The 16,914-nt window shown below is 65.4% G+C and carries 11 protein-coding genes; 1 reads left to right on the plus strand and 10 read right to left on the minus strand.

All coding sequences use genetic code 11. The annotated features are described in order from the left end of the window. Window positions 1-26 precede the first annotated feature (26 nt). From HB675_RS23375 to HB675_RS23405, 7 genes are all read right to left on the minus strand, one after another. Window positions 27-1,865 (minus strand): amidohydrolase, encoded by a 1,839-nt coding sequence (locus HB675_RS23375; RefSeq protein ID WP_213881528.1) that lies wholly within the window; start codon window positions 1,863-1,865, stop codon window positions 27-29. Next, entirely contained in the window at window positions 1,862-2,482 is a 621-nt protein-coding gene (locus HB675_RS23380; RefSeq protein ID WP_213881529.1) for an antibiotic biosynthesis monooxygenase, read from the minus strand. The genes HB675_RS23375 and HB675_RS23380 overlap by 4 nt, the downstream gene beginning before the upstream one ends. Window positions 2,483-2,601: 119 nt before the next feature. Further along, a complete protein-coding gene (locus tag HB675_RS23385; protein WP_213881530.1) occupies window positions 2,602-3,513 on the minus strand; it encodes a LysR family transcriptional regulator in 912 nt (303 codons plus the stop codon). Continuing rightward, window positions 3,510-4,070: an AraC family transcriptional regulator gene (locus HB675_RS23390; RefSeq protein WP_213881531.1), complete on the minus strand. Its 561-nt coding sequence runs from the start codon at window positions 4,068-4,070 to the stop codon at window positions 3,510-3,512. Before HB675_RS23390 ends, HB675_RS23385 begins: the two co-directional genes overlap by 4 nt. A 72-nt stretch (window positions 4,071-4,142) precedes the next feature. Further along, complete coding sequence (locus HB675_RS23395) at window positions 4,143-9,338, minus strand: AAA family ATPase (RefSeq protein WP_213881532.1); 5,196 nt, start codon at window positions 9,336-9,338, stop codon at window positions 4,143-4,145. Continuing rightward, entirely contained in the window at window positions 9,335-9,694 is a 360-nt protein-coding gene (locus tag HB675_RS23400; RefSeq protein WP_213881568.1) for a response regulator, read from the minus strand. The genes HB675_RS23395 and HB675_RS23400 overlap by 4 nt, the downstream gene beginning before the upstream one ends. 71 nt (window positions 9,695-9,765) lie before the next feature. Beyond that, on the minus strand, window positions 9,766-10,767 hold the full coding sequence (locus HB675_RS23405; protein ID WP_213881533.1) for a response regulator: 1,002 nt from the start codon (window positions 10,765-10,767) through the stop codon (window positions 9,766-9,768). Window positions 10,768-11,041: 274 nt separating this feature from the next. Between HB675_RS23405 and HB675_RS23410 the strand changes: the two genes are divergently transcribed. Next, entirely contained in the window at window positions 11,042-11,764 is a 723-nt protein-coding gene (locus HB675_RS23410) for a pirin family protein (protein ID WP_213881534.1), read from the plus strand. 108 nt (window positions 11,765-11,872) lie between these two features. Here the strand turns inward: HB675_RS23410 and HB675_RS23415 are convergent, their stop codons facing one another. Genes HB675_RS23415 through HB675_RS23425 form a run of 3 tightly spaced genes read right to left on the minus strand, consistent with a single transcriptional unit; the run spans window position 11,873 to window position 16,914 of the window. Further along, window positions 11,873-15,496 (minus strand): transporter substrate-binding domain-containing protein, encoded by a 3,624-nt coding sequence (locus HB675_RS23415; protein ID WP_213881535.1) that lies wholly within the window; start codon window positions 15,494-15,496, stop codon window positions 11,873-11,875. A gap of 17 nt (window positions 15,497-15,513) precedes the next feature. Continuing rightward, on the minus strand, window positions 15,514-16,140 hold the full coding sequence (locus HB675_RS23420) for a response regulator transcription factor (protein WP_213881536.1): 627 nt from the start codon (window positions 16,138-16,140) through the stop codon (window positions 15,514-15,516). A gap of 39 nt (window positions 16,141-16,179) precedes the next feature. After that, window positions 16,180-16,914, minus strand: coding sequence for a molecular chaperone (locus tag HB675_RS23425; protein ID WP_213881537.1), 735 nt, complete (start codon window positions 16,912-16,914; stop codon window positions 16,180-16,182).

Genomic DNA, 16,914 nt, shown 5'->3' on the forward strand with positions numbered 1-16,914 from the left:
GGAATCTTCCTCGTGGGTTATGTGGATCAAAAGGCAAAGCAGGAACAGCCGAACGCGCCCCAGAAACCCTGGAAGTCGCTGACCGGTGCGCTGGAATGGCGGGCCCGCTCATGGCTGTGCTGGTGCACGCCGCACGGGCCGCTGCACTGGTGGGCCTGGTTGAGCAGCGCAGAACCGGGACGCCAGTGACCTGGCACACGGGCCACCGGTGACCAGTCGGGCAATACCGCCAGGCTCGGCGGGCACAGCGACGAGAAATCGTCGGCGGCGTACACCACCTTGCCGCCGACCACAGTGAGCACCGACTCGATGGATTTGATCGCGTCCTGGGAGACGCTGAAGAAGTCCGCCGACAGCGCCGCCAGGTCAGCCAGCTGGCCCACCTGGATCTGGCCTTTCTTGCCCTGCTCGGAGGAGAACCAGGCGCTGCCACGGGTATACAGCTCCAACGCCGTGGCGCGGGGCAGGCCCTCGGGGTACAGCGCCAGGCCGCCCACGGTGCGACCGCTGACCATCCAGTACAGCGAGGTCCAGGGGTTGTAGCTCGATACCCGCGTGGCGTCGGTGCCCGCACCTACCGGCACGCCCTCGGCGAGCATGCGCTGGATCGGCGGGGTAGCCTCGGCGGCCTTGGCGCCATAGCGCTCGACGAAGTATTCACCCTGGAAGGCCATGCGGTCCTGAATGGCAATGCCACCGCCCAACGCCCGCACCCGCTCAATGTTTTTCGGGGTGATGGTTTCGCAGTGATCGAAGAACCACGGCAAGCCGTTGAACGGGATCTCCCGGTCGACCTTCTCGAACACATCGAGCATGCGGCTGATGGATTCGTCGTAAGTGGCGTGAAGGCGGAACGGCCAGCGGTGCTCGACCAGGTGACGCACCACCGGGGTCAGCTCGGCTTCCATGGACTGAGGCAGGTCTGGGCGGGGTTCGAGGAAGTCCTCGAAATCCGCCGCCGAGAACACCAGCATTTCCCCGGCCCCGTTATGGCGCAGAAAGTCATCGCCCTGGTGCAGGGTGACGCTGGAGGTCCAGTTCTTGAAGTCGGCCAGCTCTTCCTGGGGCTTCTGGGTGAACAGGTTGTAGGCAATGCGTACCGTCAGTTGCTGGTCTTTGGCCAGTTGCTCGATGACCTGGTAGTCGTCGGGGTAGTTCTGGAAACCGCCGCCGGCGTCGATCACGCTGGTCAGGCCGAGGCGATTGAGTTCGCGCATGAACTGGCGGGTCGAGTTGACCTGGTATTCCAGCGGCAGCTTCGGCCCTTTGGCCAGGGTCGCATAGAGAATCATCGCGTTGGGACGTGCCACCAGCATACCGGTGGGGTCGCCGTTGCTGTCGCGCACGATTTCGCCGCCCGGCGGGTTGGGCGTGTCGCGGGTGTAACCGACCACCCGCAGCGCCGCGCGGTTGAGCAAGGCGCGGTCATACAGGTGCAGGACGAACACCGGGGTATCCGGCGCAGCCTGGTTGAGCTCTTCAATGGTCGGCATGCGCTTTTCGGCGAACTGGAATTCGTTCCAGCCCCCCACCACGCGCACCCATTGCGGGGTTGGGGTGCGGTCGGCCTGCTCCTTGAGCATGCGCAAGGCATCGGCCAGGGACGGCACGCCCTCCCAGCGCAGCTCCAGGTTGTAGTTCAAGCCGCCGCGAATCAGGTGCAGGTGCGAGTCGTTGAGGCCAGGGATGGTGGTGCGCCCCTTCAGGTCGATGATTTGCGTGGCCGGCCCGCGCAGGGTCATGGCCTGGGCATCGGTGCCCACCACGACGAAACGCCCTTCGCGGATGGCCACGGCGCTGGCCTCGGGGTTGGCTTTGTCGACGGTGTGGAAGCGGCCATTGAATAGAATCAGATCAGCGTTCATTTCAAGTCCTTGGGAGCAGTTGAAATCGAAGGGGAAACTTGCAGCACCGCAGCGGCGGCACGCGGTTGCAACCACGGCGCGAACAGCCGGGTGGCCAGCGGCATCAGCAGGTACACCACCAGCAAGACGATGGTCAGGGTGACCACGACGGTGCTGGGCATGTACCCCCCCAGCCACGGCACGGCCTTGAACAAGGGGCCATAAAAAATCGGCAACAGCGAGGTCAGCGGCAGAATCACGCACAGGGTGACAAAGGCCTGTTTCCAGCGCGGCGGCTGCGCGTCGGCGGCCGGGGTGAACCAGAATTCGTTCAGCGGGTGCATCTGGGTCTGGTCGCCGTCGGCCAGCATCGGTGTGGCTTCGGCCACCAGTTCATGGCGCTCGACCGAATCCATCCAGTGCTGCAGCAACTCCACCGAGCCAAAACGCAGCACGCTGGTGAAGGTCTGCAGGCCCGCCTCACGACCACCGATAACATCCACTCCCAGATGCCCGGGAAAGCCCTGCGCCATATTGACCGTGCGCTTGAGCCAGGCCTCGTAACGCGACTCGGCACCGGCCTTGATGCGGTGTTTGATCACCAGCGTGACCACTTCCTCGGCGAGGCGTTGCGGCATGGGGTGGAGCTCCTGAGTCAATGTGGGGGGATGATGAAGGGTGTGGTCGGGACGGGCTTGCATGGGTGTGCTGTCGTTTGGCGATGGTGTGCTGTGCATCGCCCCTGTGGGCGCTGCGGCTAACCCACCGCAACCGACATGAACCGATCGATATGCCCGCGCAACCATTTCTCCCCCGGGTCGTTGTCATGGACCCCGCTCCAGACCATCGACAGCTCCGCCGGGTTGATCTCGAACGGTGGCTCTTCGGCGCGCAGGGCGCCGTCCTCGACCAGAGCGCAGGCGGCGTAATCCGGAACGGTGGCGATCAGCTCGGTGCCCTTGAGCAAGGCCCGCAACCCGTTGAACTGCGGCACACCCAGCACCACGCGGCGGCTGCGGCCGACCTTGGCCAGGTCCAGGTCGATATTGCCGGACAGGTCCCCGGAGAACGACACCATGGCGTGGGGCCGCTCGCAGTACTCATCCAGCGTCAAGGGCCGCGGCCGGTCGTCGCCGCGCAGCACCTTGCAGCCGATGTCGCGCAGCTTGCGGCGCTTGGCGTTGGCCGGCAGCTCGGTGGTGTAGCTGACCGCCACGGAGATTTCCCCCGAGGCCAGCATCGCCGGGGTCAGCAGGTAGTTGGCCCGGCGCACCACAATGACAATGCCCGGTGCTTCCTGCCTGAGGGTGTTGAGCAGCGGCGGGAACAGCCCGAATTCGGCATCATCGGACAGGCCGATGCGAAACACCCCGCAGCTGCTCGCCGGGTCGAAATCCTTGGCCCGGCTGACCGCACCGGAAATGGTGTCCAGGGCCGGTTGCAGCTCCTGTAAAATGGCCAGGGCCCGCGCCGTGGGGTCCATCCCGCGACCGTTGCGGATCAGCAGCGGGTCATCGAACAGGTCGCGCAAACGGCTCAGGGCGGCGCTTACCGCCGGCTGGCCCATGAAGTGCTTTTCCGCCACCCGGGTGAGGTTGCGCTCGAACATCAAGGCTTCGAAGATCACCAGCAGGTTCATGTCGACGTGACGCAGGTCATTGCGGTTCATGAACGCTTACCCCCAGGGATGCTATCCCTGCGGTCAATGCCGGCCACCGAGCGCCGCCAGTTGAACGGCGTGCTGCCGGTGGCTCGGGTGAACACCCGAGTGAAATGCGACTGATCGGCAAACCCGCAGTCCAGGCTGACCTGAGCGATGGAGGCCTGGGTGCTTGCCAGCAACTCGCGGGCCCGTTCAATGCGCGCCTGCAACCACCAGTCGCGAGGCGACAGGCCGGTGGTTTTCTTGAAGGCGCGGGAAAAGTGGCTGCGCGAGAGCGCGCATTCGGAGGCGACCTGGGCGATGGGCATGCCCACCGCCATGTGCTCGACCATGGTCTGCTTGGCCAGGCGCTCCTGCCACGGCGACAGCGCCACTTTCTGCTGCGTGCGGGCGACATCGGGTTGCCCCAGCAGATGCGAACACAGCGCCTGGCAACGCTGGAACACGCCTTGGGGCTCGGCGGTGCCGCCCTCGGCCAACGCTTGCAGCAGTGACTGGATCAGTCGATAGGACACGGCATCCAGCGGGACGGGGCTGCCCGCGATCTGCACCGGTGCGTTCATGGCTCTAGCTCCTTGCAAAGATCTGATGAGCCATACTCGCCGATCCCCGCCGGAACGTCCTTGGCGCCCGTGTTAATTGTTCTTAAAGGCCACCGGCAGGCTGAACACGAACAGGGTTTCGCCGCCGCGCCCTCGCAGGGCATGCAGGGTGCCACCCTGGGCGATCATGATCGACCGGCAGATCGCCAACCCCATGCCCATGCCGTTGGGCTTGGTGGTGAAAAAGGCATCGAAGACCCGGCCCAGGTGCGCGTCCTGAATGCCGCCGCCGGTGTCTTCCACGGTGACCACCACCTGATTGCCAGCCTCCACCGACGAGGCCAGGGTCAGGTGCCGATGGCCTTCGTCGAGGGTGGCCATGGCATCCAGTGCGTTGATCACCAGGTTGTAGATCACCTGCTGCATCAGCACCCCGTCGGCGAACACCCGACTGCCAGCGGTGTTGAGCCGGGCAGTGACCGCCACGTGGCGATGGTCCACTTCGGTGGTCGTGAGCAGCAGCACCTGACGGATCACGTCATCGATGATCAGACGGCTGCGATTGGGCGTGCGCTGCTTGGCCAGCGCTTGCAGGGCGACCACGATGTCGGCGGCCCGGCGGCCGTCACCGACGATGTCGCGCAGCCCTTCCAGGGCCTCGCCCACCTGGGGTTCGGCGCGGTTGAGCCAGCGCACGCTGGCGCTGGCGTTGGCGACGATGGAGACCAGCGGCTGGTTGATTTCATGGGCGATGGAGGCCGCCAGCTCGCCCATCAGAGTGCTCTGGTTGACCTGGGCCAGTTCCGCCCGGGCACTGCGCAATTGCACTTCGGTCTCGCGGCGACGCTGGTTCTCTTCCAGCAGCTCGCCATAGAGCCGCGAGGTTTCGAGGGAGATCGCCGCCTGGGCCGCCAGCAGCTCGATCACGCCAATCCGGGCTTCACTGAACAGGCCCCGGGCCAACGGGTTTTCCAGATAGATCAGCCCGGTGACTTCGCCTTGCTTGAGCAATGGCAGGCACAGCATGGAACCGCTTCCGGGCACCCGGAACAGGCTGTCGCGGGCGTCGGGTACCTGCTCGGCGTCGTTCAGGGCAACCCATTGGCCGCTGCGCAGCACGCGGTAGATCACCGCCACGGGCAACTGCGCTTCGTCCAGGCTGACCCGGGACAGATCCATCTCGATCCCTGACGCGTGGGTCTGGCCACGCGCTACCACCAGCGGTTCGCCCTTGTGCAGCAACACCAGGGCGCCGCGCTGGGCGCCGGCGTGCACCAGGGTGTTGCTGATCAGGGTCTTGATCAGGCGCTCGAACACCACTTCGCGGGACAGCGCCTGGGAAGCCTTGGTCACCGAAATCAGGTCCAGGTGTTGTTGGCCATGGCGCAACTCCACCGAGGAGCGCGCATCGCCGGGCTGGTCATGCAGGCCCTGGTGTGCCGCCTCCATCTGCCGAACCTTGGCCAGCGCGCCCCAACGCAGGTAGGCGTCCCGTGCCTGACGCCGATGACTGCGCGCGGCGGTGATCAAGCCCTGGGCCTGGCTGCAGCGCCCTGCCAGTTCATGGGCCAGGGCCTGCATGGGCGCCGACTCCAGGCTGGCGGCGTGCCCGATGGCAGCCTCGAACAGCCCCAGGGCCCGCAGCGGTTGTCCCTCGATGCGGGCCATCTCGGCCTCCACCAGCAGTTGCTTGTCGAGAAACAGTGATGGGTTCAGATCGGCCCAGCGCCGCAGGCTGCCGAGGTCGGGCGCCATGGCACGCAGGGTGCTGTCCGGATCACTGCCAGGCACGTGCAGGGCCGCCAGGTTCAGGGCGCGGTACAGCACCAGATCCAGCTGGTGAATATGCGCCGGCAGGCTCCAGGCCAGGGCCTGGGCGCGCCCGAGGCTGGCTAGCGAATGCCGGTGTTCGCCCTCCAGCCAGGCGACAATGGCGTCGAACAGCCACCAGCACAGTTGTGCAGGAGCCATGCCCGAGGCGGTCACGACTTGCTGTTGCAAGGCCCATGACCGCACCGAGACCGAAGTTTCGCCGCGCAGGTGGCGGATGTACATCAACTGCGTCTGCAACAGCATCTGCGCATCGCCGGTGCCTGGCAGGCCCGCCAGCAACAGGGCCTGCTCGATACTCGCCTGAACCTTGTCCAGCCCCAACCCCTGAGCCAGAAGAAGACAGACCCACTGGTGACTGGCATAACAGCTGGTGGCCGTTGCGCCTTCCTTGCGACCCGCCGCCACGGCACGTTCCAGACACTCGATGGAGAAACTCAAAGGCCGCATCCACACACTCACCTGCCCCAGCGCCAGCAGCATCGACGCTTCATGGGCGGGCACCGGCAAGCGCGCCACCAGCCGGGCGGCCAGGTCGGCAAAGCGCAGGCCCTGTTGGTAGTCGCCCCACTGGTGGGCCACAGCCACGCCCAGCCAGGCCAACCCGCGCGGGGTCACCGGGGAAACGCCATGGAGCAGTGCCATCTCGGTCATTCGGCATACCAGCGGCAAGGCCAGCCCGGTGCGGCTGAAGGCAGCCGGCACGATCAGGCTGGCCAGCAACTCCTGAGCCGCGTCGATCAGCGTGTTGGCGCTCATCGGCAGGTCGATCAAGGTCGCCACCGATCGCTCGGCCAACAGCGCGCGCACCCGTCCGTAGGCCGTTTCGGCCTGACCGGCACGGCCGTTGAAGTCGATGTCGAACAAGGTCAGACCGGCCAGACCGGCCTGCACCGCGCCCGCGTAGTCGCCGGCCAGCGTACTGGCATGCACCTTGAGCACGTGCAGGGCGGCACGCTGCTCCAGGCGAGTGGCACGTTCCAGCAAACGGTTGATGTGGGTGTCGGCCTCGACGTATTCGCCGCCATGCACCAGGCACTGGATATACAACTGTTCCACGGCGTGGCTTTGCAATGAATGGTCGAGCCAGCGCTGCTCGTTGCCCAGGCTGCGGGCCAGGCGCAGGTACTCCAGGGCAAACGGCAGCGCGGCGGTGTCCCGGGCACGCTGGGCCGCTTGCAACAGGATGTCGATAAAAGCGGTGCGGTCGGCTTCGAGCACTTCATCCCGGGCCGCCTGCTGGATGTGCAACGCAATGCGAAAGAGCATGCCGCGCCGGTCGTCCGCACGCAGGGTCTGCGTGGCCAGGCCGACGGGGCGCGCCGGTGCCGGGCGGCTCATCTCGGTGATCAGCAGTCGTGCGATGCGGGTGTGCTGCACGCTGCGCTTGTCGTCGGGCACCAGCCGCCAGGCGGTTTCCCGTACCCGGTCGTGGCTGAAGCGCCAGCCTTCGGCGTCGATCAGCAGCAAGCCGGCGCTGACGGCCGGTTGCAGGTCGCTGCGCACCGCGTCGACGCTGTAGTCGGCCAGCCGTGCCACGCTGCGGGCATCCGCGCGGTTGCCCAGCATCGCCATCAGGCCCAGCAGGCGCCGGGTCGAACCGGGCAGACGGCTGAGCCGGCAGAGCATCAATTCGAGAACGTTCTGCGCCACCGGGTATTGGCTTACGCGCTCGGCATCCCAGCGCCAGCCGGGCACACCGGGTGGGGCCTCCAGGAGGCCGTCTTCGATCAAGTTGCACACCAGTTGCTGGACAAAGAACGGGTTGCCGGCGGTCTTCTCCATCAGTAACTCGGCCAGCGGCGCAAGGAGCGCCGATTGCCAGCGCAGCTGCCCGGCCAGCATGGACTGCACCGCCGGCGTGTCCAGCGGCTGCAACTTGAGGCGGTGCACCGCCAGCCCGGCGGCAGGGTATTCGCGCATCCGCTGCAAGAGCTGGGCGAAGGCCGCAGCGTGATCGCCCGAGGCATCACGGTAAGCCCCCACCAACACCATATGGCGGACACGTCGCGCCGGCAGCCCGGCAAAAAAGGCCAGGCTGTCACGGTCCAGCCATTGCAGGTCGTCGAAGAACAACAGCAACGGTTTCTGGGCCCGGGCAAACACCCTCAGGCAATCGCTCAGCAGGTCTTGCAAATCACGCTCCTCACCGACGCTGCGCTCGCCCTCGGCGGACAACGGCCCCAACACCCATTCGATTTCCGGCAGCAACGCCAGCATCCAGTGGGCCCGAGGCCCCAGAGCTCGCTGCAAGCGTTGCCGCCAGCGCTGCAAGGCGGCCGGACGCTCGCCCAACACTTGCAGAACCAGCCCGCGCAAGGCCCCGCACACCGCGGCGTAGGGCGTGTTCTGGCGTACCGGGTCGAAACGGCAGGCGGCAAAACGCAAGGCACTGGTGGCCAGATCTTGATGCAACTGGCGCAATAAGGCGGTCTTGCCGGTGCCATAGGGTCCGCTGACCAACACCGTGCTGCACTGGCCCTCTTCGCGCAGCTGATGGATCAGGCCGTGCAGGCGCAGCAGCTCACCCTCGCGCCCGGCCAGGCTTTGCGCCCAGGCCACCGGTGGCGGCTCCATGGCCTGCACTTCACCGTTCTCGCGCCACTGCACCAGGGCCCGGCGCAACACCTGAGTCAGCGTCGCGGCATCGGGATAGCGCTGGGTCGGGTCCTTGGCCAGCAAGCGCAGAATCACCGCGCTGACGGCGGGTGGAACATCGGCACGGGCGCGCTCCGGTGCCTGCGGCGGCTGGGCCAGATGCTGGTGCAGCCATTGCACGGCATCACTGGCAGTGAAGGGCAGGCGGCCGGTGAGCAGTTCGTAGAAGGTCACGCCCAGGCTGTACAGGTCACTGCGCTCGTCCGCCGCGCCGCCAACCCGGCCGGCCTGTTCCGGCGACATGTAGGCGAGGCTGCCGCTGATCACCGCCGTGTCCGGGACGGGATGCCCCCGCCGGCTGCTCAAAGCAAAACCGCTGAGTCGCACCACGCCATCCTCGCCTTCGAGAAAATGGCAAGGCTTGAGGTCGCGGTGCAGCACACCCTGATGGTGCAGGCAGGCCAACGCCTGAGCGGCACCCACCGCCAGTTGCAGGAACAGGGTGATGGACAGCTCGCTGCCCTGAGTGTCATCCAGGCTGCGACCGCCCGGCTCGTCGAGCACCAACAGCGGCCCTTCGGCGGTGTACAGCAATGCGGTCGGCACCACGGCCCAGGACGGGTCGAGCACATCGCGCAGATGAAACTCATGCTCCAGGCGCCGGAACACCTGCTCCGAACCGCTACCGGCCGGGCGCAGGATCAACCAGGGTCGCACGGCATTGGGCGAACGCACGCGGTAATACGCGACCTCGCCGTCGACCCGCAACAATTGCCATTGCAACTGCTCCAGCCACTGATCGTTGAAACCGCCGATCTCGCGTCCATGCCCGCCTGGGCGGGTGTGCACCTGGTGCGTCATGGGCACCCCCCGGCCAGGGCCCGCTCGATGGCTGCCAGCAGGATGTCTTCGTTGAAGGGTTTGTGCAGAAAATCCAGCGCCCCCGCGGCATAGGCCTCATCGATGCAGGCCGGGTCCTGATGAGCCGACATGCAGATCACCGCTACCGTTTTGCCGCCGCGTTTCAGGCAGTGTTGCACCTGCAAGCCCTGCAAGCCCTCCATGCGCAAGTCCAGCAGCACACAGGCGGCTTCATTGACTTCTCGCGAGCCCAGGAAGGCTTCGCCCGAGGCAAAGCTGACGGTCCGGTAACCCACTGACTTGAGCAGGTTGGTCAGGCTCTTGCGCACCGACGCGTCATCGTCGACCACGCACACCAGATCCACTGCGGGGGCCACAGCAAGGGCTTGAGTACCATCGACCGCGCGCGGGCGAGAGGTGGAGGAACTCAAGTGAAGCTGGGCTCATCAAGGGCGGCGACGATGTCGATTCGCTCGCACAGGCGCACCAGCTCCACCAGGTTGCGCGCCTGCATCTTGGCCATGATGTGCTTTTTATGCACCTTGGCGGTGACCTCCTGGGTGCCGAGCTCGCTGGCAATCTGCTTGTTGAGGCGGCCTTGCAGCAACAGCAGCAAGACCTGCTGCTCCCGGGGCGTCAACGACCGGTAGCGCGCGCGTAGCTGCTGCTTGATGGCCAGCTCGACGTGGCGGCTGCGGGCGCTGGCGAAGGCGGCGGACACCGCGTCCAGCAACTGGTTCTCGTCGAATGGCTTGGTCAGGAACTCCAGGGCGCCGGCCTTGATGGCCTTGACGGACATCGGGATGGTCCCGTAGCCGGTCATGAAGATGATCGGACACTCCAGGCCCCGTTCGGTCATGACCTGTTGCAGGTCGAAACCGCTGGCGTCGGCGAGGTTGACGTCCAACAGCAGGCAGGCCACCGGCGCGGTCAGAGGGCAAGCGAAGAAATCTTCGGCACAGGCAAAGCTCATGCTCGGGATCCCGGCTGAACGCAGCAAGCGGCCCAGCGCCACCCGCACGCTGGGTTCGTCATCGACGATATAGACCAGCCCGGCCTCGTCGGCTTTTACAGCCACTCCCGGCTTGACCTCGCTCACGTGCGGCGGCGCCCACCAGGCCGCCACGGCCGGCGCCACCGGCGGTTCGAGAATCAGCCGGTAACCACGACCCGGCACAGTACGGATCGCTTCGCGCTCATCGCCCAGCAGTTTGCGCAAGGTCGAGACATGCACCTGCAGGTTGTTTTCTTCCACCACCAGATCCGGCCAGACCCGCGCCAGCAGTTGATCCTTGGACACCAGCTGGCCTTGGGCGGCAATCAATTCGGCCAGCACATCGAAGGCACGACTGCCCAGCTTGACCACACCCTGTTGGTCGAGAACTTCGCGCCGCTCGAGCGAAACACTGAGTTTGCCGATTCGAATCATGGGGTTCTCGTGGGTACGCTGCAGACATCCGGGAAAGACATCCGGGACCGTTGACGGAGGCTGGGAAACCTCAGGGTAGTGATCCACGGGCCCGGACGCAATTACCCCCGAGGATAGTGCCGTCGTTAAGGTAAAGGGAGTGGGTTACTGTCAACCAGCGGGAGACAGTGAGACCTGTTTGAGCCGATTTATGAACTTATCCTTCCGCCGTAATCTAGCCCCAACACGACCGAACAGGCATTCAACCCCGGCCGTGAACCTACTGGAGAAGATTATGCTGACCCTCAGAAAAGCATCGCAACGTGGCCTGGCTGATCATGGCTGGCTGAAATCGCGCCACACGTTTTCCTTCGGCCATTACCGTGACCCGCTGGAACAGGGCTTTTCCGACCTGCTGGTGATCAACGACGACCGCGTCGCCGCCGCCAAGGGCTTCGGCCAGCACCCACACCGGGACATGGAGATCTTTTCCTACGTGCTCGAAGGCGCGCTGGAACACAAGGACACCCTGGGCACCGGTTCCGTGATCCACCCGGGCGATGTGCAACTGATGAGCGCTGGCACCGGCGTGGCCCACAGCGAGTACAACGCTTCGTCCACGCAGCCGGTGCACTTTCTGCAGATCTGGATCGTGCCGGAAGTGGCTGGCGCCAAACCGCGTTACCAGCAGGAGCACTTCACCCGTGAGCAGAAACAGGGCCGTCTGCAATTGATCATCTCGCCCGACGGCGCCGACGGCTCGCTGACGGTGCGCCAGAATGCGCGGGTCTACGCCGGGCTGTTCGACGGCGACCAGAGCGCCACGCTGGAACTGGCGGTCGATCGGTATGCCTATGTGCACGTGGCCACTGGCTCCGTCGAACTCAATGGGCAACGGCTGGAAGCAGGCGATGGTGTCCGGGTTCGCGAAGAACACGCGCTGACCCTGAGCCGCGGGATCGACGCCGAGGTGCTGGTGTTTGATCTGCGGGCGCAGGAATTGCCGCGGATGCCTTGAGGTTGTTCAGGGGGTTGTCGGTACATGGCTGGAGATCTCGTCAAGCCTCACCACCGGCCGCACGGCCGGCCCGTGGCAGGTCTTGACGAGATACCATGACAGCACCCCCTACCCCGCCAACCCCCGCTCCAACCCCCGCAGCGCCCTCGCCACCCCTTCGATCGGCGCCTCCAGCTCCAGCGCCGCCCACTCGTCGGAACAGGCCCCTTCCAATATTTCCAGCGCCTGCAGCAACCGCTGTGCACGGATGATCCGTGCAGCGCCCTTGATGCGGTGGGCCAAGGCGGCGATGGCCGGGTAGTCGGCACTGCCGCGCAGGTTTTCCAGCTGCGCCAGGTCGTTGCGGTTGCTATCGAGCAAGTCGCCAAGCAAGCGCTGCACCGCCTCGGGGCTGGCGCCCGTAAGCTCACGCAGGCCGGCCAGGTCGACCACATCACCGTCTACCACCGCCTCGGGGATGGGCGGTTCGGCGGTATCGGGCGGGGCAAACACGCCGAGGTGCTCGGCCAGTTCGGCCAGACTCAGGGGCTTGAACAGGCAGTCGTCCATGCCCGCCGCCTGGCAGCGCTGACGCTCCTCGACCTGCGCATTGGCAGTGCAGCCCAGTAGCAGGCACGGCGTCTGGGCCTGTCGGCGTTCGTGCTCGCGAATGGCCTGGGCCAGTTCGTAACCGTTCAGGCCGGGCATGTTGCAGTCGCTGATGACCGCATCGAAACCGCCCTGCAGCCAGACCCGCAGGCCCTGTTCGCCATCGCACGCGAGGCTCACCTGATGACCCAGATACGCCAACTGGTGGTCCAGCAACAGGCGATTGGGCGCATAGTCGTCCACCACTAGAATTCGCAGCCGTCGTGACGCTTGGGGTGCCGCGCCAATCAGTTCGGCGGTCTGCGCCTGCGCGTCCTGCCCGCCCGGGACCACGGGCAGGCTCAGCGACACCGTGGCACAGGTGCCCACCCCCAATTCGCTGGCCAGCACCAGCCCCCCGCCCATGGTTTCGCACAAGGTGCGGCTGATGCTCAGGCCCAGCCCGGAGCTGGCCCGGGTCGACTGGCGCTGGTTGCTGGCCTGACTGAAAGGCCGCCCCAGATCCGCCAGCTCGTCAGGGGGAATGCCGATGCCGGTGTCACGCACCTGCAGACAAATGTGAACCCGATCGCTCACACACTGCAGTTGCAGATCCACTCGCACCCAACCTTGGTCGGTGAACTTGATGGCGTTGCCGAGCAGGTTGCTCAGGATCTGCCTGAAGCGCAGAGGGTCGACCATCACCGTCGGCTCGGGCTCGACCGGCTCCTGCCATTGCAGGGTCAACGCCTTGTGCCGCGCCTGGCCGTCGAACAGCCCGATCAGTGATTTCACCAGCGCACCGATCTGCACCGGCTGCGGGCTCAGGGGCAACTGCCCGGCCTCGATGCGAGTAATGTCGAGAATGTCGCCGATCAGCTCCAGCAGGCCACGGGCAGCATTGGATGCAACGTCCAGCGCCAACTTGTCGAGCACCCCGGACTCGGCCTTTTTCGAAGCCAGCTCCAGCATGCCCAACACCGCATTCATGGGGGTACGGATCTCGTGACTCATGCTGGCCAGAAACTCGGTCTTGGCGCGGTTGGCTGCTTCGGCCTCTTCCTTGGCGGCCTGAAAGGCCTCGCACAGGTGCTGGCGATCGCTGACATCGATCCAGCCAGCGATCATCCCGTCGATACTGCCGTCGCTCCGTCGGTACGGCAGCACCCAATGGTGCAAGGTCATCACATCGCCACTGGCCAGGGTCAACTGCCGGTCGCCGATCAGCGCCTGGCCGCGCGCCATGACCTCCAGGTATTGCTCCTGCACCTCGACCGCATCGCCAGGCAGCATGACGGCCGTCTCGGCCAGGCGCTGACCTATCACCTGCTCGCGCCTGACCCCCAGCGCTTGCAGGTAACTGTGGTTGCAGTTGAGCAGGCGCCCATCGCGGTCACGCACATAGATGGGGTGCGGGGTGCCGTCGATCATCACACGCATGAACTCCAGCTGATCGGTCAGCGCCTGCTCGGCCTGGACCCGTTGCCTCACCAGGGCGCGCAGCGAGGCGATCCAGCGCAGCGCCAGCAGCCAAAGCGCCACACTGAGCCCCCCTACGGGCAGAATCCAGGCGCGATAGCGTTGCCAGAAGCCGTCGGCGACGATCACTTCACTGTGCCAGCGGGCAATCAACTCATCCATTTCCTGGGGCGCAATGCTCAGCAGCGCCTTGTTAAGAATACTGTGCAGCTCGGGAGCATCGCGGCCGGTGGCAAACGCAAAGTTGGCTGGCTCGTAAGGCAGCACGGCGCTAACCCGCAGGCGATCGAGGTAGCGCTGGGAGATCATGTAGCGTGCGCCGATCAAGGTGATCACCGCTGCCTTGGCCTTGCCGGTGTCCACCAGGGCCAGTGCTTCGGACGAGTTCTGCGCCTCGATCAAGACCATGCCGGGGTACTGGCGGTGCAGGCGATCGAGCAGATAACTGCCAGCCACGAACGCCACCGGTTGGTGGGCCAGCAACTCGAATCGGTCCAGTGCCGCATCCTGCTCGCGGGTCACCAGCACCAGGCTGCTGGTCAGGTAGGAACGGGTAAAACGCACCTGCGCAGCCCGCGTCTTGCTGGGCGGCAAGGCAGCAAGCACGTCGGCTTCGCCGCGCTCTACCTGATCAGCCATGCGCCGCACCGACGTGGCATTGACCACGTCGAAGATCAGCCCGGTGCGCTGGGTGATCAGCTCCAGCACGTCGGCGGCGATGCCACGAAACCGACCTTGACCATCGCGGTAACTGACGGGCAGAAACTGCTCGTCGATCACCACGCTGACCCGCGGGTGAGCTTCGGCCCAACGCTGCTCGGCATCGTCGAGTTGCACCCGGTGACCGGCGGCTACCCGTACCCCGGCCACGCTCCAGCGCCGCAGAATGTCCTCGTGCATGCGCCGCGGTACCACATCCAGTGCCGCATTGATCAACGCCAGCAGGCGACTCTCTCCGGGGGCCAGGGCGAAACCGAAATGGTTGGGTTCCATCTTCGAGAAGCGCGCCAGCTGCAACCCGTCCAGGCCACCTTTGGCCACCTGATAGTGCGCCGCCATGGCATTGCCCAGAAAACGGTCGGCCTGACCGAACGCCACGGCGCCCAAGGCACTGAGGGTGGAGTTGAACGCCAGCACCCGCGTACCGGGGTACAGGCGCTGGACCTCCTCGTCGGGCAGATAGTCGCGCAGCACCGCCAGCGAGCCCGGCACCTCGGGCTCGGCCGGGGCGGAGCGGTCACGCCGGGTGGCCAGTACCGCGCGGTCCTCGACATAGGCCTGAGACAGCACCAGGTTGCGGGTGGCCACCTCGAAACCGTTGGCGCTGCCCACCAGATCGATCTGGCCCTTGCCCAGGGCGCCCAAGGCTTCTTCGCGGGTTTCGTAGCGGGTGACCTGCACTCGCAGATTGAGCAACTCGCCCAGCAACCCGGCATAGTCGGCGGTGATGCCTTCATACTCGCTGCCGGTGCCGGTCAGGTCGAACGGCGGGTAGTCCGGCTGGCTGACGCCCAGGCGCAACACACGTCGAGCCCAGAGCCAGCGGCGATCGTCGTCGGTCAGGTCGATCGCCGTCAACATGGCCGAATCAGCGCGCGAGCGCCCATAGAGTTGGGGATGATCACTGGCGCTCAAGGCCAGCATGTCGCTGCAAAACAGCACGGTCGCCATCAGGGTCTGGCGCAACCACCTCGAGGCCCTCATCAGATGAGCGAGTGACGTCTGGCAACGTCCGCCAGGTCAACTACCGAGCGCACCCTGAGTTTTTCGATCAGGCGCGTCTTGTAGGTGCTCACGGTCTTGTTGCTGACCAGGATCGCGCGGCTGATCTCCATATTGGTCATGCCCTTGGCCAGCCCGCGCAGAATGGCCAGCTCGCGATCGCTCAAGCTGGCGATGCACTCCTGTTCGGAATACACATGCTCGCTGCAATGCACCGAACTCAAGACCACATCCGGAAAAAAGGTGAACCCGGACATCAACGCCAGCGCCGCCCGGCCCAGCGCCGGCAGATCATCGCTCTTGCAGATATACCCCATGGCGCCCATTTTCATGCTGCGCAGGGAATAGTAATCCGGCGTCTGGGTGGTCAGGATCAGGATGCGGATACGCAAGCCGAGGCTGCGCACCCGGTTTGCCACCTGCAGACCGTCCAGGCCTGGCAGGGCTATATCGAGTACCAGCAAGTCGGGTTCCAGATCGCGGGCCATGTGCAGGGCCTCGATGCCATTGTCGGCCTCGCCGATCACGTCGAAAAAATGATGCTCGAGCGTCAGCCTGACACTGGCGCGAATGAACGGATGATCATCAACGATCATGGCGGTGGGCATGTAAACCTCCTTGGACATGGATGGCGCAGCGGGCCGTGATCAGCCGTCGAGCTCGACGTGCTCGCGTTTTTCGCCCTGGATCAAGTCGAACCGGTACACCCGCCCCGGCTTTTTCTCGAAGCGGCGCTGGCTGCCGGGCAGCAGGTGATGTTTGGTGGCGTCAGCGCATTCCAGGCCGTCGGGGGTGCAGTTGATGACGTGATCCAGCACCACGGTGGCGTTGCCGTCGTTGGGTACACCGAAGTCCCTGGCCTGGTCGTCGACCCGCGCGCTGAACCGGGTCTGCGCGGGGCGCACGAACAACAGCGAGCCGTAGCCGGCGAGGATGTTGACGCCGGCTTTCATCTGTTCCTGATAGGCCTGGGCCTGGGCGGCGTCGATGTCGAAGCCCTCGTTGGCTTCAGGCAGCACCGGAATGAATCGCAGGCGGAAGTAGCGCTCATGGTCACGCTCGCCACGAAACAGCAGACGCACCGACTGCATGCCATTGGCTGGCACGATCAACCGCGCGGGGCTGGCCACCAGCGGCCGCTCGGCAGCCGGCACGCCTTCCAGGCTGATTTCTTCGGGCTGGCCTTGGGCGTTGTAGACGATTTCGGCAACGCTGACCCGCACAAACGCGGTGGTGTCACCGCCATTGCGCACCCGCTTGAGCAGGCTGCTGCGGGTGCCCGGCAGATAGTCGTAGAGCCCACCGATGTTCAGTTGCACCGCGCCCTGGGCAGCGCTGCAGAACAGCCCCAGGCACACCAGCAGCAAGATCGAACCTTTCAT

The organism is Pseudomonas sp. dw_358 (assembly GCF_018449655.1).
Taxonomy (GTDB): domain Bacteria; phylum Pseudomonadota; class Gammaproteobacteria; order Pseudomonadales; family Pseudomonadaceae; genus Aquipseudomonas.

What these genes read in the sequence shown, in the direction of transcription:
- HB675_RS23395 (WP_213881532.1), bottom strand. Translation starts at nt 9,338, where the DNA reads ATGACGCACCAGGTGCACACCCGCCCAGGCGGGCATGGACGCGAGATC.
- HB675_RS23425 (WP_213881537.1), bottom strand. Translation starts at nt 16,914, where the DNA reads ATGAAAGGTTCGATCTTGCTGCTGGTGTGCCTGGGGCTGTTCTGCAGC.
- HB675_RS23420 (WP_213881536.1), bottom strand. Translation starts at nt 16,140, where the DNA reads ATGCCCACCGCCATGATCGTTGATGATCATCCGTTCATTCGCGCCAGT.
- HB675_RS23405 (WP_213881533.1), bottom strand. Translation starts at nt 10,767, where the DNA reads ATGATTCGAATCGGCAAACTCAGTGTTTCGCTCGAGCGGCGCGAAGTT.
- HB675_RS23385 (WP_213881530.1), bottom strand. Translation starts at nt 3,513, where the DNA reads ATGAACCGCAATGACCTGCGTCACGTCGACATGAACCTGCTGGTGATC.
- HB675_RS23390 (WP_213881531.1), bottom strand. Translation starts at nt 4,070, where the DNA reads ATGAACGCACCGGTGCAGATCGCGGGCAGCCCCGTCCCGCTGGATGCC.
- HB675_RS23380 (WP_213881529.1), bottom strand. Translation starts at nt 2,482, where the DNA reads ATGCCGCAACGCCTCGCCGAGGAAGTGGTCACGCTGGTGATCAAACAC.
- HB675_RS23375 (WP_213881528.1), bottom strand. Translation starts at nt 1,865, where the DNA reads ATGAACGCTGATCTGATTCTATTCAATGGCCGCTTCCACACCGTCGAC.
- HB675_RS23410 (WP_213881534.1), top strand. Translation starts at nt 11,042, where the DNA reads ATGCTGACCCTCAGAAAAGCATCGCAACGTGGCCTGGCTGATCATGGC.